General features: G+C 68.9%; 11 protein-coding genes. 6 read left to right on the top strand and 5 right to left on the bottom strand.

The genetic code is table 11. The features are described 5' to 3' along the window. Nucleotides 1-1023 (top strand): pseudouridine synthase (locus EX20_RS26735; RefSeq protein ID WP_156126953.1); only part of this gene is annotated, 1023 nt, incomplete at its 5' end. A 90-nt stretch (nucleotides 1024-1113) separates the two neighbouring features. Here EX20_RS26735 and def read toward each other — a convergent pair. The 5 genes from def to EX20_RS26710 all read right to left on the bottom strand — a co-directional run bounded on the left by def (nucleotide 1114) and on the right by EX20_RS26710 (nucleotide 9865). Continuing rightward, nucleotides 1114-1647, bottom strand: a complete 534-nt coding sequence (gene def, locus EX20_RS26730; RefSeq protein ID WP_011885149.1) for a peptide deformylase — start codon at nucleotides 1645-1647, stop codon at nucleotides 1114-1116. After that, nucleotides 1644-3719, bottom strand: coding sequence for an NAD-dependent DNA ligase LigA (ligA, locus tag EX20_RS26725; protein ID WP_011885150.1), 2076 nt, complete (start codon nucleotides 3717-3719; stop codon nucleotides 1644-1646). Before ligA ends, def begins: the two co-directional genes overlap by 4 nt. A gap of 160 nt (nucleotides 3720-3879) precedes the next feature. Continuing rightward, nucleotides 3880-5184 carry a cell division protein ZipA C-terminal FtsZ-binding domain-containing protein gene (locus EX20_RS26720; RefSeq protein WP_034195308.1) on the bottom strand — a complete coding sequence of 435 codons (1305 nt, stop codon included), beginning with the start codon at nucleotides 5182-5184 and terminating at the stop codon, nucleotides 3880-3882. An 85-nt stretch (nucleotides 5185-5269) separates the two neighbouring features. Next, nucleotides 5270-8782, bottom strand: a complete 3513-nt coding sequence (smc, locus tag EX20_RS26715; protein WP_034195307.1) for a chromosome segregation protein SMC — start codon at nucleotides 8780-8782, stop codon at nucleotides 5270-5272. Between the two features lie 141 nt (nucleotides 8783-8923). Then, nucleotides 8924-9865, bottom strand: a complete 942-nt coding sequence (locus EX20_RS26710) for a DMT family transporter (RefSeq protein ID WP_011885153.1) — start codon at nucleotides 9863-9865, stop codon at nucleotides 8924-8926. A 159-nt stretch (nucleotides 9866-10024) separates the two neighbouring features. Between EX20_RS26710 and dapC the strand changes: the two genes are divergently transcribed. The 5 genes from dapC to prmB all read left to right on the top strand — a co-directional run bounded on the left by dapC (nucleotide 10025) and on the right by prmB (nucleotide 14648). Further along, complete coding sequence (dapC, locus tag EX20_RS26705) at nucleotides 10025-11257, top strand: succinyldiaminopimelate transaminase (protein WP_011885154.1); 1233 nt, start codon at nucleotides 10025-10027, stop codon at nucleotides 11255-11257. 45 nt (nucleotides 11258-11302) lie between these two features. Beyond that, nucleotides 11303-12130, top strand: a complete 828-nt coding sequence (gene dapD / locus EX20_RS26700) for a 2,3,4,5-tetrahydropyridine-2,6-dicarboxylate N-succinyltransferase (protein WP_006478479.1) — start codon at nucleotides 11303-11305, stop codon at nucleotides 12128-12130. Then, nucleotides 12130-12498: an ArsC family reductase gene (locus tag EX20_RS26695; RefSeq protein WP_011885155.1), complete on the top strand. Its 369-nt coding sequence runs from the start codon at nucleotides 12130-12132 to the stop codon at nucleotides 12496-12498. Before dapD ends, EX20_RS26695 begins: the two co-directional genes overlap by 1 nt. A gap of 90 nt (nucleotides 12499-12588) precedes the next feature. Continuing rightward, the gene (gene dapE, locus EX20_RS26690; RefSeq protein WP_011885156.1) at nucleotides 12589-13728 is read left to right on the top strand and encodes a succinyl-diaminopimelate desuccinylase; all 1140 of its coding nucleotides are present in this window, start codon (nucleotides 12589-12591) and stop codon (nucleotides 13726-13728) included. A gap of 11 nt (nucleotides 13729-13739) precedes the next feature. Beyond that, a complete protein-coding gene (gene prmB, locus EX20_RS26685; protein WP_034195306.1) occupies nucleotides 13740-14648 on the top strand; it encodes a 50S ribosomal protein L3 N(5)-glutamine methyltransferase in 909 nt (302 codons plus the stop codon). Nucleotides 14649-14748: the final 100 nt, after the last annotated feature.

The raw sequence follows: 14748 nt of genomic DNA, 5'->3' as shown, positions 1-14748 counted from the left end.
AAGCGCAGCTTCGGCGACCGCCCCGCACGTCCCGCACGCGATGACGATGCACGCCCGCGCCGCGCAGGCGCCGAAGGCGGCGCACGCGCGCCTTACCGCGACAAGGATGCCGGCGCAGGCGCAAAGCGCAGCTTCGGCGACCGCCCCGCGCGCCCGGCACGCCCCACCGAGCGCAGCAGCACCGAGCGCCGCACGAGCAGCCCCGCACTGAAAACCACCCAGCCGGTCAAGCACCGCGCCGCCGACATCGATCACGGTGACGAAACGGGCCTGATGCGGCTGTCGAAGCGCATGTCGGAACTCGGCCTGTGCTCGCGTCGCGAAGCCGACGAATGGATCGAACAGGGTTGGGTCCTCGTCGACGGCGAACGCATCGACACGCTCGGTACCAAGGTGCGCCCGGATCAGAAGATCGAGATCGACGAGCGCGCAAGCGCCGCGCAGGCCGCGCAAGTGACGATCCTGCTGCACAAGCCGGTCGGATATGTGTCGGGCCAGGCGGAAGACGGCTACGAGCCTGCGGCGGTGCTGATCACGCGCGCGAACCAGTGGAGCGGCGACCGTTCGCAGATTCGCTTCTCGCCGCAGCACCTGCACGCGCTCGCGCCGGCGGGACGGCTCGACATCGATTCGACCGGGCTGCTCGTGCTGACGCAGAACGGCCGGATCGCGAAGCAGCTGATCGGCGAACAGTCGGACATCGACAAGGAGTATCTGGTGCGCGTGCGTTACGGCGAACACCTGATCGACATCGACCAGCACTTCCCCGCCGAATCGCTCGCGAAGCTGCGCCACGGCCTCGAGCTCGACGGCGTCCCGCTGAAGCCGGCGATGGTCAGCTGGCAGAACGGCGAGCAGTTGCGCTTCGTGCTGCGCGAAGGCAAGAAGCGTCAGATCCGCCGCATGTGCGAGATGGTCGGCCTCGAAGTGATCGGCCTGAAGCGCGTGCGGATGGGCCGCGTGATGCTCGGCGCGCTGCCGCAAGGCCAGTGGCGCTATCTGTCGCCCGACGAGTCGTTCTGACGGCCCGCACGCGCTTGCCGCGAGCACGAAGAACAAAGCCCGCTGCACGCGGGCTTTGTTCGTTTACAGCGGGACATCGCCGCGCGATCGTCAGTCGTCGTCGCTCGGATCGAGCCCGGGGAACAGCACGTCGGTGAACCCGAAGCGCGTGAAATCGGTGATCCGCATCGGATAAAGCTTGCCGATCAGGTGATCGTATTCGTGCTGCACGACGCGCGCATGGAAGCCTTCGGCGACGCGGTCGATCTTCGCGCCGAACTGGTCGTAGCCGACGTAGCGGACCTTCGCATAACGGCTCACCACGCCGCGCATGCCGGGCACCGACAGGCAGCCCTCCCAGCCCTCCTCCATGTCCGGCGGCATGTATTCGACCTTCGGATTGATCAGCACCGTCTCGGGCACCGGCGGCGCGTCCGGATAGCGGTTGTTGTTGCCGAAGCCGAAGATGATGATCTGCAGCCCGATGCCGATCTGCGGCGCGGCGAGCCCCGCTCCGTTCGCGTGATGCATCGTCTCGAACATGTCCGCGACGATCTCGTGCAGTTCCGGCGTATCGAACTGTCCGACCGGCTCGGCGATTTCGAGCAGGCGCGGGTCGCCCATCTTCAGGATCTCGCGAATCATTGCGTATTGCCCTCCAGGAGTTGGTGCAGTCCGTCTTCGTCGAGCACCGGGATGCCGAGTTCCTCGGCCTTCGCGAGCTTGCTGCCGGCTTCGGCGCCCGCGACCACGTAATCCGTCTTCTTCGATACCGAGCCGGCCACCTTCGCGCCGGCCGCTTCGAGCATCTCCTTCGCCGCGTCGCGCGTGAGCGTCGGCAAGGTGCCGGTCAGCACGACCGTCTTGCCGGCGAGCACGCCTTGCGGCGCCTTCGGCGCGGGCGGCCCTTCCGGCCACGTGACCTTGCCGGGCGCGCGCAACTGGTCGATCACGGTACGGTTGTGCTCCTCCGCGAAGAACTGGTGGATCGACTCGGCGACGATCGGCCCGACGTCGTTGACTTCGAGCAGTTCCTCGATCGACGCGTCCATGATCGGATCGAGCGAGCCGAAATGCTTCGCGAGATCCTTCGCGGTCGATTCACCGACGTGGCGAATGCCGAGCCCGTAAATGAAGCGCGCGAGCGTCGTGTGCTTCGCCTTCTCGAGCGAATCGAGCAGATTCTGCGCGGACTTTTCGGCGAAGCGGTCGAGCTCCGCGAGCGTCGCGAAACCGAGATTGAACAGGTCGGCCGGCGTGCGCACGAGGTTCAGCTCGACCAGCTGATCGATGATCTTCTCGCCGAGCCCGTCGATGTCGAGCGCGCGGCGCTGCGCGAAGTGCCACAGCGCCTGCTTGCGCTGCGCCGGGCAGAACAGGCCGCCCGTGCAGCGCGCGATCGCCTCGTCCGGCAGGCGCTCGATCTTCGAGCCGCACACCGGGCACTCGGTCGGCATCACGAATTCGGCCGCGTCGACCGGCCGGCGCTCGAGCAGCGCGCCGACGACCTCCGGAATCACGTCGCCTGCGCGCCGCACGATCACGGTGTCGCCGATCCGGATGTCCTTGCGGCGCACTTCGTCCTCGTTGTGCAGCGTCGCGTTGGTCACCGTCGCGCCGCCGACGAACACCGGCTCGAGCCGCGCGACCGGCGTGATCGCGCCGGTGCGGCCGACCTGCACGTCGATCGCGACGAGCTTCGTCAGCGCTTCCTGCGCGGGGAATTTGTGCGCGAGCGCGAAGCGCGGCGCGCGCGATACGAAGCCGAGGCGGTCCTGCTCGTCGCGCCGGTTCACCTTGTAGACGACGCCATCGATGTCGTACGGCAGCGATTCGCGCCGCTCGCCGACCTTGCGGAAGAATTCGAGCAGCCCCTGCGCGCCGCGCACGACGGCGCGTTCGCGGTTCACCGGCAGGCCGAGCGCTTCGTACCAGTCGAGCAGCGCGCTGTGGGTATCGGGCATCGGCATCCCGTCGAGCACGCCGATCCCGTACGAGAAGAACGACAGCGGACGCTGCGCGGTGATCTTCGGATCGAGCTGGCGCAGGCTGCCGGCCGCCGCGTTGCGCGGGTTCGCGAATTCGCGCTGCTCGGCCGCCCGCTGGCGTTCGTTCAGGCGCGCGAAATCGCGTTTGAACATCAGCACTTCGCCGCGCACGTCGAGCAGCGCGGGCACGTGGGCGCCCTTCAGCTTCAGCGGAATCGAGCGGATCGTGCGCACGTTCTCGGTCACGTCCTCGCCGGTCGTGCCGTCGCCGCGCGTCGACGCCTGCACGAACACGCCGCGCTCGTAGCGCAGCGAAATGGCGAGCCCGTCGAACTTCAGCTCGCACGCGTATTCGACGGGGTCCGTCACCGAGCCGGCGAGATCGGTCGGCTTGTCGAGCGCATCGGCGACGCGCTTGTCGAACGCGACGATGTCGTCGTCGCTGAAGCCGTTGTTCAGCGACAGCATCGGCGCGTCGTGAACGACCGGCGTGAACCCGCTCGCCACTGCGCCGCCGACGCGCTGCGTCGGCGAATCGGGCGTCACGAGTTCGGGATGATCGGCTTCGAGTTGCTGCAGCTCGCCGAACAGTCGATCGTATTCGGCGTCGGGCAGGTCCGGCTGATCGAGCACGTAGTAGGCGTAGTTCGCCCGCTCGAGTTGATCGCGCAGCCACGCGGCGCGCGCGTCGGGCTGGCTGGCTGGCGGTTCGGCTTGGGTTCGGGCCATGCTGGCGGCAGGTGCGTTCTGAAAAATCGGAATTCCGATTATCTCAGTTTGACGCCGCGACGTGGGCGCGCGATGCGCGCCCGCGCCGGCCCGCCGCACCGCGCAGATGCGGCACTGCAGCGACGCGCAGCGGCGTCGCGGCCGCTGCGCGTCGAACGCGTTACTGGCTAAACAGGCGGCGCGTGACCGGCGAGCCGGCCGGAATGCCGGCTTCCTCGAGCTTCGCGTACAGCTTCATCAGCTGCTGGTCGATCGCGACCAGCGCGGACTCCGGCAGCGGCCGGCGCGAATCGTCGACGACCCGCGCGCCGATGCGCTCGGACAGCGACTTCGCGTAGTCGCACATCAGCCGGAACGGCAGGATGTCCTCTTCGGCGACCGGCACGTCGAGCACCAGCGTGATCATGTTGCCGCCCTTGTACGTCAGGTCGTCGCGCAGGAAGTTGGTGTCGCCGAACTGCAGCATGAACACCGGGTTCTGCTTCGCGTCGAGCTTCACGAAACGCGTGCCGTCGCGCGACAGCAGGAGCCCGTCCTGCGACGCGACGGCCTGCACGTAGTTCGCCGACCACGGCGCGCCGTCCGACATCACGTTGATCGACAGCTGCGCGTCGCACTGCGCGGCGAATCCGTCGAGCTCGCGCGCCATCGCGACCGTTTCCATCATGTCGGGGAATTCCGGCGCGCCGTCAATCGCGTCGGCGAACTGCTGGACACCCGTCACGAACTCGGAGAACTCGAGCTCGTTGAGCGCGCCGCTGCGGTTCGCGAGCTGCGCGGCCGCGCGCAGTTCCTCGTAGCGAACGCCGTTCTGCAGCAGCTCCCACTGACCGCCTTCCGGCTTGCCTTCGATATGCACGGGCTTGCTGCCCGCGCGCCGCAGCCGCTGCGCGACCGGCAGGATCTTGTCGCCCGGCAGCGGTGCGCCGAGCCGGATCGGCACGATGCAGTCGATGCGGCGATCGACGATCGCGGGCGGAGCCGACGAGATGGTCGTCGCGGCCGGCAGCACCGGCTCGACGTGCTCGTCGTCCGCTACGCCGGCGGCCGGCGCTTCGTGCGCGGCGGCGGCCGGCGTGCCTTCGTCGGCGGCCTGCTCGGCCGCGCCGTCGGACTCGGCCGACACATCGGCGCCGACGCCGACGCTCTCGGCCTGCAGGTCGACCGGCTCATCGGCCGGCGCCACGCCGCCGAACGTCGGCTCTACGCGTGCGGCTTCCGACGCCGCGCTCGCGGCCGGGGCGGGCGCAGGCGCTGCCGGTTCGCGGCGCACCGGCTGGCGCACCGGCTCGATGAACGGCAGCTCTTCGTCGCGCTCGGGGCGGTTCATCGCGTCGGCCGCCTCTTCCGGCATCGGACGCGGCATCCTGCGCCGCACCTTCGCACCCTGCCATGCGTTGTAGACCACGACGCCGCCCACCACGACGGCGCCCGCGCCGATCAAACCGAGTGTCAACTCGTCCATGCACGCTCCATCAGCAATTCTTTTTCGTCGGAACCGCGAACGGGCGCCCATGCGCCGCGCGAACGCGGTCCGGTTTCGTCAAACGTCAATTCTGGGCAAAACCCGCGGCGGTTTCCATGTCCACCGCGACGATGCGCGACACGCCCTGCTCCTGCATCGTCACGCCGATCAGCTGCTGCGCCATCTCCATCGCGATCTTGTTGTGCGAGATGAACAGGAACTGCGTCTTGTCGGACATCGCGCGCACGAGGTTCGCGAAACGCTCGGTGTTCGCGTCGTCGAGCGGCGCGTCGACCTCGTCGAGCAGACAGAACGGCGCCGGATTCAGCTGGAACATCGCGAACACCAGCGCGGTCGCGGTGAGCGCCTTCTCGCCGCCCGACAGCAGGTGGATCGTCGCGTTCTTCTTGCCCGGCGGCTGCGCCATCACCTGCACGCCCGCGTCGAGGATCTCGTCGCCCGTCATGATCAGCTTCGCCTGGCCGCCGCCGAACAGGCGCGGGAACAGATCGCTGAAATGGCGGTTGACCTCGTCGAAGGTGCCTTGCAGCAGCGTGCGGGTTTCCTGGTCGATCTTGTGGATCGCGTCCTCGAGCGTCGTGATCGCGTCGGTCAGGTCGGCCGACTGCGCGTCGAGGAACACCTTGCGCTCGCTCGCCGCCTTCAGCTCGTCGAGCGCGGCCATGTTGACCGGGCCGAGTGCGTTGATCGCGTTGTTCAGGCGCGTGACTTCGCCCTGCAGGTACGACGGCTTCAGATCGGGCGTGAGCTTCTCGCGCAGCGCTTCCTCGTCGACCTCGGCCGCCGCGAGCTGCTCGGCGAACTGCTCGACCGCGAGGCGCGCGGCCTGCTCCTTCAGCTGCAGCTCGGTGATGCGGTCGCGCAGCGGCTGCAGCGAACGCTCGGCGACGAGGCGCTGCTCGTCCGATGCGCGCAGCTTCGCGGTCAGGTCGTCGAGTTCGAGCCGCGCGGCCTGCAGCGCCTGCTCCTTCGCCGCGCGAATCTCGAGCGCGTCCTGCAGGCCGGTGTGCGCGGTCTGCTCGTTGATCGTTTCGAGTTCCGCACGGGCGTCTTCCAGCGACACGGCGACGCGCTCGCTCTGCTCGTGCGCGACCTGGATGCTGCGCTTGAGCTCGTCGATGCGCGTGGCCGCGTTGCGCGCCGCGAAGCGCGCGTCGTTCGCGCCGCGCTCGAGGTCGCGCGCTTCCTGGCGCGCCTGCGTCAGCGATTCGTCCAGCGCCTCGAAGGCGAGCTGGTTGTCCTCGAAGCGCGCCTGCAGCTCCGCCAGTTCGCCGTCGAAACGCTCGAAGTTGGCTTCCGATTCCGCCCGCAACGCACGCTGCTCGTCGATCTGCGCGCCGATTTCCTCGAGCTCCTCGCGGATCTGCGTACTGCGCTGCGTGTAGCGCTCGTGCGCTTGCGCGAGCTTCAGCACGTCCATCTGCAGCGCATGCACGCGCTGCGTCGCGCGGTCGGCCTGCGCGCGCACGTCGCCGAGCGCCTGCGCAGCCTGCGTGTGCGCGGCCTCCGCGCGCACGGCGGCGGTGCGCGCCTCGTCGGCGAGCAGCGCCTGCGCCCGCACCTGGCGCGCGAGGTTCTCGATTTCCTGCTGGCGGGCCAGCATCCCGGCCTGCTCCGAATCGGCCGCGTACAACTGCACGCCGACCCGCGTCACGATGTGACCGGCCTTCACGACGAACGCACCGCCTGCCGGCAGTTGCGCACGCGTCGCGAGCGCCTGCGCGACGTCGTCGGCGACGTACACGTTGCCGAGCCAGTCGTTCAGCACCGCACGGATGCCCGCATCGTCGATGCGCACGAGCGACAGCACCGGGCGCAGCCCGGCTGCGGCGACCGGCGGCTCGCCCGCGGCGGGCGGCGCGTAGAACGCGAGCTTCGCGGGCGGCGCATCGGTGGCGAACGCCTTCACCCAGTCGAGATTCGACACCTCGAGCGCCGCGAGGCGCTCGCGCAGCACGGCTTCGAGCGCGGCTTCCCAACCGGCTTCGACATGCAGCTTCTTCCACAGCCGCGGCAGCGCGCCGAGCTCGTGCTTGTCGAGCCACGGCTGGATCTTGCCTTCGGTCTGCACGTTCTCCTGCAGCTGCTTGAGCGCGGCGAGGCGCGCCTCGAGCTGGTGAATCTGCGCGCTCTCGGCCTGCACGCGCTCGTGCGCGGCGCGGCGTTCGCCGTCGAGCCGCGGCAGCGTCTCCTGCGCATCGGCCAGACGCGCCTGCGCTTCGGCGAGCACCTCTTCCTGCTCGGCGAGCTGCATGCGCAGCTCCTCGAGCTGCGCCTCGTCGGGCGCGTCGAGACCGCCGGCCTCCGACTTCAGCCGCTCGTGGCGCTGCTGCAGCTGTTGCAGCTGCTGGTCGGCGTTGCGCTGGTGTGCGGCTTCGAGCTTCAGCGACTGTTCGGTCTGCGCGATGCGCGCGCGCTCGTCGTTGAGCTGCGCCTGCGCGTCGCGCCATTTCGCTTCGAGCGCCGGCAGCGCGTCATGCTTGGCGGCGGCCGCGTCCTCGGCCAGCGCGGCCTTTTCGTCGGCGATCGCGCGCGCTTCTTCCGCTTCCTCGAGCTCGTCCTGCGCCTTCTCGGCCTGCGCGCGCCATTGCTCGCGCTGCGCGTTCAGCGCGGCGATCTGCGCCTGCACGCGGTTGCGCGATTCGACGATGAACTTGATCTCGGCCTCGAGGCGGCTCACTTCGGCGTTCGCCTCGTAGAGCGCGCCCTGCGCGCCCTGCATCGCGTCGCTCGCCGAGTAATGCGCGACGCGCAGCGTCTCGAGCTGCGCCTCGACTTCGCGCAGCTTGGCGGTCTGCGCGTCGAGGTCGATCTGCGCCTGCTCGATCGCGCGCTGCTGCTTCTGCTGCTCGCCCGCGGCCTCGTTCTTGCGCAGCAGCCACAACAGCCGCTGCTTCTCCTCGCCGTCGGCGACGAGTTCCTTGTACCTGGTGGCGACGACGGCCTGCGCCTCGAGCTTCTCGAGGTTCGCGCCGAGTTCGCGCACGATGTCCTCGACGCGCGTCAGGTTCTCGCGCGTGTCGTGCAGGCGGTTCTCGGTCTCGCGGCGGCGTTCCTTGTACTTCGACACGCCGGCGGCTTCTTCGAGGAACACGCGCAGTTCTTCGGGCTTCGCCTCGATGATCCGCGCGATCATCCCCTGGCCGATGATCGCGTACGCGCGCGGGCCGAGGCCGGTGCCGAGGAAGATGTCCTGGATGTCGCGACGCCGCGCCGGCAGGTTGTTGATGTAGTAGCTCGACGTGCCGTCGCGCGTGAGCACGCGCTTCACGGCGATCTCGCCGTACTGGCCCCACTGGCCGGCCGCGCGGCCGTCGGAGTTGTCGAAGATCAGTTCGACGCTCGCCCGGCTGCCGGGCTTGCGGGCGGTCGAGCCGTTGAAGATCACGTCCTGCATCGACTCGCCGCGCAGCTCGGACGCGCGCGACTCGCCGAGCACCCAGCGCACGGCATCGATGATGTTGGACTTGCCGCATCCGTTCGGGCCGACCACGCCGACGAGCTGGCCCGGAACCTGGAAATGCGTGGGATCGACGAAGGATTTGAAGCCAGCGAGTTTGATCGAGCTCAGACGCACGGCGGTATCGGATGTGAAGAAGAGGTGAAACGGACGGAGCCGCGCGGTGCGGGGCCAAATGCCCCGTATGCGCGATGCGCCCCGGAATTCAAAAACGGGGCCGCGCGCATTTCCAGCGTTGGGCCCCGCAAACGGCGTTCATCATACCATCGCGCGTGCACCGTCCCGCCCGTCGCCGGGTTCGCCGGACTTCGGCGCCGCACGATGCACGCGGCTCGACAGCAGCGTCGCGAGCACGATGCACGCGCCGCCCGCCCACTCGCGCGCGCTCGGCAGTTCATTCGCGAACACCCACGCCGACAGCGCGGTGATCACGATCTCGAACAGCATGATGATCGATGCGCGGTTCGCCGGCACGCGCGCGAGCCCGTACTGGACCAGCAGGTTGTTGGCGGCCATCGTCACGCCGATCGCGACGACGATCGAGGCGGCGAGCCCGAGGTGGCCGCCGGCCGGCGCGGCCGGCAGCCCTTCGACCAGCGACGCGATCGCGCCGAACACCGCCGCGCCGCCGAACAGCGTCGCGGTACGCATCTCGGCGCGGATCTGCGGCACTTCACGGCTCGCCTTGATCACCAGCACGTTGCTCATCGCGAAACTGAGCCCGGCCGCGAGCCCCGCCCATTCCGCCGGATTGGCCGGCAGCGGCAAGCCGAGCGCCGGCGACCACAGCATCAGCATCGCGCCGCCGATCGACAGCGCCGCGAGCCCGGCGCCGGCCCAGGTGAGCCGCTCGCGCAGCAGGAAGTGCGCGTAGATCGCCGTCCATGCCGGCGTCAGATAGAACAGCAGCATCACGCGCAGCACTTCGCCGTGCATCGTGCCCCATACGAAGCCGAGATTCGTCACGCCGGCCGTGATCGCGATGCCCGGCAGCACCCAGTGCCAGCGCAGCGTCGCGATGGTGCGGCGCCGCACGACGATCACGAACAGGAACGCGACCGCGCTCGTCAGCGCGCTGGCGAGCGTGCCGGTCAGCCCCAGCGACGCGAGGATGCGCAGCGGATACCAGATCAGGCCCCACACCGATGCGCCGATCAGGATGGCGAGCGTCGGCAGGCTGCCGCGTACCGCGTTGTTCATGTGCTTCGATACCCTTGGTTCGCCCGCCCCGGCCGCCGTCGCGGCGGGCCGTGAGCGCATGGCGTCACGTTATAATCGTCGGTCGCGAGCCGCGCGCCTTCCGCGCCCGTTCGCAACCGTGCGGCCTGCGCGCCGCTCCTTTCGCTCCAACCGGCCGCGATGGCCGCTTCGCCCGTGAACCCTCGACTCGACTCGCTCCAGCCCTATCCCTTCGAAAAGCTGCGCGCCCTGTTCAAGGACGTGACGCCGACCGCCGGCCTGAAACCGATCAGCTTCGGCATCGGCGAGCCCAAGCACCCGACCCCGGCGCTGATCCGCGACGCCGTCGTGGCATCGCTCGACGGCCTCGCGTCGTACCCGGCCACGGCCGGCTCGGACGCGCTGCGCGCTTCGATCGCCCGTTGGCTCGAACGCCGCTACGGGCTGCCGGCGATCGACGCGGCCACGCAGGTGCTGCCGGTGTCGGGCTCGCGCGAAGCGCTGTTCTCGCTCGCGCAGACAGTGATCGACGCGCGACCGCGCGCGGACGGCAAGAAGGCGATCGTACTCTGTCCGAATCCGTTCTATCAAATTTACGAAGGCGCGGCGCTGCTGGCCGGTGCCGAACCCTATTTCGCGAACAGCGACCCGGCGCGCAATTTCGCGTGCGACTACGCGGCCGTGCCCGACGAAGTGTGGGCGCGCACCCAGCTGCTGTACGTGTGCTCGCCCGGCAACCCAACGGGCGCCGTGCTGACGCTCGACGACTGGCGCGAGCTGTTCGCGCTGTCGGACCGCCACGGTTTCGTGATCGCGTCCGACGAGTGCTATTCGGAAATCTATTTCGACGAAGCGGCGCCGCCGCTCGGCGGCCTCGAGGCCGCGCACCGCCTCGGCCGCGGCTTCGAGCGGCTGGTGATGCTGTCGAGCCTGTCGAAGCGCTCGAACGTGCCGGGCATGCGCTCCGGCTTCGTCGCGGGCGACGCCGCGCTGCTGAAGAAATTCCTGCTGTACCGCACCTACCACGGCGCCGCGCTGTCGCCGGTCTGGCAGCACGCGAGCATCGCCGCGTGGAACGACGAGGCGCACGTGCGCGACAACCGCGCGCTGTATCTGCAGAAGTTCGCGACCGTCACGCCGATGCTCGCCGACGTGATCGACGTGAAGCTGCCCGACGCCGCGTTCTATCTGTGGGCCAACGTCGCGCGCACCGGCCTGTCGGACACCGAGTTCGCCCGCCGCCTGTACGCCGACTATAATGTGACGGTTCTGCCCGGCTCGTACCTCGCGCGCGATGCGCACGGCACGAATCCGGGCCGCGATTTCATCCGGATCGCGCTCGTCGCGGGCACCCCCGAATGCGTCGAGGGCGCGCAACGCATCGTCGAGTTCTGCCGCGCTCTCGCGCGGTAACACGTCCATCCCGATCAATTCCATTCATCTCCTGCGAAAACGAACATGTCGCAACAACTTCAGCAAATCATCGATACCGCCTGGGAAAACCGCGCCGAGCTGTCGCCGAAGGCCGCGCCCGCCGACGTGCGCGAAGCCGTCGCTCACGCGATCGAGCAACTCGACAAAGGTGCGCTGCGCGTCGCCGAGAAGATCGACGGCAACTGGACCGTGCATCAGTGGCTGAAGAAGGCGGTGCTGCTGTCGTTCCGTCTGGAGGACAACGCGCCGATGCCCGCCGGCGGCTACTCGCAGTTCTACGACAAGGTGCCGTCGAAGTTCGCGAACTACACGGCCGAAGACTTCGCCGCGGGCGGCTTCCGCGTCGTGCCGCCGGCCATCGCGCGCCGCGGCTCGTTCATCGCGAAGAACGTCGTGCTGATGCCGTCGTACACCAACATCGGCGCCTACGTCGACGAAGGCACGATGGTCGATACGTGGGCGACCGTCGGCTCGTGCGCGCAAATCGGCAAGAACGTCCACCTGTCGGGCGGCGTCGGCATCGGCGGCGTGCTCGAGCCGCTGCAGGCGAACCCGGTCATCATCGAAGACAACTGCTTCATCGGCGCGCGCTCGGAAGTGGTCGAAGGCGTGATCGTCGAGGAAAACTCGGTCATCTCGATGGGCGTCTATCTCGGCCAGAGCACGAAGATCTACGATCGCGAAACCGGCGAAGTGAGCTACGGCCGCATCCCGGCCGGCTCGGTCGTCGTCGCGGGCAACCTGCCGTCGAAGGACGGCTCGCACAGCCTGTACTGCGCGGTGATCGTGAAGAAGGTCGACGCGAAGACCCGCGCGAAGGTCGGCCTGAACGAGCTGCTGCGAGGCGACTGATGGCCAAGCCGCGCACCGTGGTGGTCTACGGCATTCCGAACTGCGACACCGTGAAGAAGGCCCGCGTGTGGCTCGACGAGCACGGCGTCGAGTTCGAATTCCACGACTTCAAGAAGCTTGGCGTCAGCGCACCGCTCGTCGAGGACTGGCTGAAGGACGTGTCGCTCGACGCGCTCGTCAACAAGCGCGGCACCACCTGGCGCGGCCTCGACGACGCCATGAAGGCGGCCGCGGAAACGAAGTCGGGCGCGGTCGCGCTGATGATCCACAAGCCGTCGGTCATCAAGCGCCCGGTGCTCGTCGTCAACGGTCGCGTGAAGTCGCTCGGCTTCGCGGCCGATCAATACGCGGCGCTGTTCGCCGCCTAGGGTCGCCCGCGCCGCGCCCGCGGGCGCGGCCCGCCGTCTCATCGCTGCCGGCCACCGCGCCGGCATTTTTCATCGAAAGTGGTCCGAACCATGTCCGCCACCCTAGCCCTTACCGAACAGCTGATCGCCCGCGCGTCCGTCACGCCCGACGACCAGCATTGCCAGCAGATCATGACCGAGCGCCTCGCCGCGCTCGGCTTCGAATGCGAGACCATCGCGTCGCACGGCGTGACCAACCTGTGGGCCGTGAAGCGCGGCACCGCCGGCCGCGACGGCAAGCTGCTCGCGTTCGCGGGCCACACCGACGTCGTGCCGACCGGCCCGCTCGAGCAGTGGACCTCGCCGCCGTTCATTCCCGCACATCGCGACGGCAAGCTGTACGGCCGCGGCGCGGCCGACATGAAGACGTCGCTCGCGGCGTTCATCGTCGCGTCCGAGGAATTCGTCGCCGCGCATCCCGACCATCGCGGCGCGATCGCGTTCCTGATCACGAGCGACGAGGAAGGCCCGGCCACCGACGGCACCGTGAAGGTCGTCGAGTTGCTCGACGCGCGCGGCGAGCAACTCGACTACTGCATCGTCGGCGAGCCGACCTCCAGCGCCGAGCTCGGCGACGTCGTGAAGAACGGCCGCCGCGGCTCGATGTCGGGCGAACTGATCGTCAAGGGCGTGCAAGGCCACATCGCCTACCCGCACCTCGCGAAGAACCCGATCCACCTGCTCGCGCCGGCGCTCGCCGAGCTCGCCGCCGAACAGTGGGACGCCGGCAACGAGTACTTCCCGCCGACCACCTGGCAGGTGTCGAACCTGCGCGCCGGCACCGGCGCGACCAACGTGATCCCCGGCCACGCCGACCTGATGTTCAACTTCCGCTTTTCGACCGCGAGTACCGTCGAAGGCCTGCAGGCACGCGTGCATGCGATCCTCGACAAGCACGGCCTCGACTACACGCTGAAGTGGTCGGTGAGCGGCCTGCCGTTCCTCACGCCGCGCGGCGAGCTGTCGAACGCGCTCGAGCACGCGATCCGCGCCGAGACCGGCGTCACGACCGAGCTGTCGACGACGGGCGGCACCTCCGACGGCCGCTTCATCGCGCGCATCTGCCCGCAGGTGATCGAGTTCGGGCCGCCGAACGGCAGCATCCACAAGATCGACGAGCACATCGAGCTGCGCTTCGTCGACCCGCTGAAAAACGTGTACCGCCGCGTGCTCGAACAACTGATCGCCTGACGGAGCCTCGCATGACGACACCTTTTGCAACCGTTCGCGACCTGCTGCGCTACGCGGTCACGCGCTTCTCGAAAGCGAAGCTCGCGTTCGGCCACGGCTCGGACAACGCTTACGACGAAGCCGCCTACCTCGTACTGCACACGCTCGACCTGCCGCTCGACACGCTCGAACCGTTCCTCGACGCGCGCCTGCTACCCGACGAAATCGCGGCCGTGCTCGCCGTGATCGAACGGCGCGCGGCGGACCGCGTGCCGGCCGCGTACCTGACCCATGAAGCGTGGATGCACGGCCACCGCTTCTACGTCGACGAGCGCGTGATCGTGCCGCGCTCGTTCATCGGCGAGCTGCTCGACGACGGGCTGCAGCCGTACGTGGCCGATCCGGAGCAGGTCGGCGCCGTGCTGGAGCTGTGCACCGGCTCGGGCTGCCTCGCGATCCTCGCGGCGAGCGCGTTTCCGAATGCGGACATCGACGCGGTGGACTTGTCCGACGACGCGCTCGAAGTCGCGCGCATCAACGTGCGCGACTACGGGCTCGACGACCGCATCACGCTGCATCGCGGCGACCTCTACGCGCCGCTGCCCGCATTCCGCGCCGAGCCCGACGGGCGCTACGACGTGATCCTGACGAACCCGCCGTACGTGAATGCGGCGTCGATGGCGGCGCTGCCGCCCGAATACCGCCACGAGCCCGAGATGGCGCTCGCCGGCGGCGACGACGGCATGGACATCGTGCGGCGGATCGTCGGCGAAGCGCACCGGTGGCTGCACGACGACGGCGTGCTCGTCGTCGAGATCGGCAACGAGCGCGAGAACGTCGAAGCGGCGTTCGGCGGCCTGGAGCTCACGTGGCTGCCGACCAGCGCCGGCGACGACGCGGTGTTCCTGATCCAGGCGTCGGACCTGCCGCGCAAGGGCTGAACGCCCCGCGCATGCCGGACGCGAACCGTGCGATGCGGTGCCCCGCCGCCCCGCACGGTTCGGTAAGATGCGCGTAAGCGGCCGTCGCGCCGCACGACTC

The sequence above is a fragment of the Burkholderia sp. WP42 genome (assembly GCF_000745665.1).
Classification (GTDB): domain Bacteria; phylum Pseudomonadota; class Gammaproteobacteria; order Burkholderiales; family Burkholderiaceae; genus Burkholderia; species Burkholderia vietnamiensis.
This window is presented reverse-complemented; position numbering and strand designations above follow the sequence as displayed.

Coding starts and splice junctions, on each gene's coding strand:
- def (WP_011885149.1), bottom strand. CDS start 1,647: ATGATTCGCGAGATCCTGAAGATGGGCGACCCGCGCCTGCTCGAAATC.
- ligA (WP_011885150.1), bottom strand. CDS start 3,719: ATGGCCCGAACCCAAGCCGAACCGCCAGCCAGCCAGCCCGACGCGCGC.
- EX20_RS26720 (WP_034195308.1), bottom strand. CDS start 5,184: ATGGACGAGTTGACACTCGGTTTGATCGGCGCGGGCGCCGTCGTGGTG.
- EX20_RS26710 (WP_011885153.1), bottom strand. CDS start 9,865: ATGAACAACGCGGTACGCGGCAGCCTGCCGACGCTCGCCATCCTGATC.
- dapC (WP_011885154.1), top strand. CDS start 10,025: ATGGCCGCTTCGCCCGTGAACCCTCGACTCGACTCGCTCCAGCCCTAT.
- dapD (WP_006478479.1), top strand. CDS start 11,303: ATGTCGCAACAACTTCAGCAAATCATCGATACCGCCTGGGAAAACCGC.
- EX20_RS26695 (WP_011885155.1), top strand. CDS start 12,130: ATGGCCAAGCCGCGCACCGTGGTGGTCTACGGCATTCCGAACTGCGAC.
- dapE (WP_011885156.1), top strand. CDS start 12,589: ATGTCCGCCACCCTAGCCCTTACCGAACAGCTGATCGCCCGCGCGTCC.
- prmB (WP_034195306.1), top strand. CDS start 13,740: ATGACGACACCTTTTGCAACCGTTCGCGACCTGCTGCGCTACGCGGTC.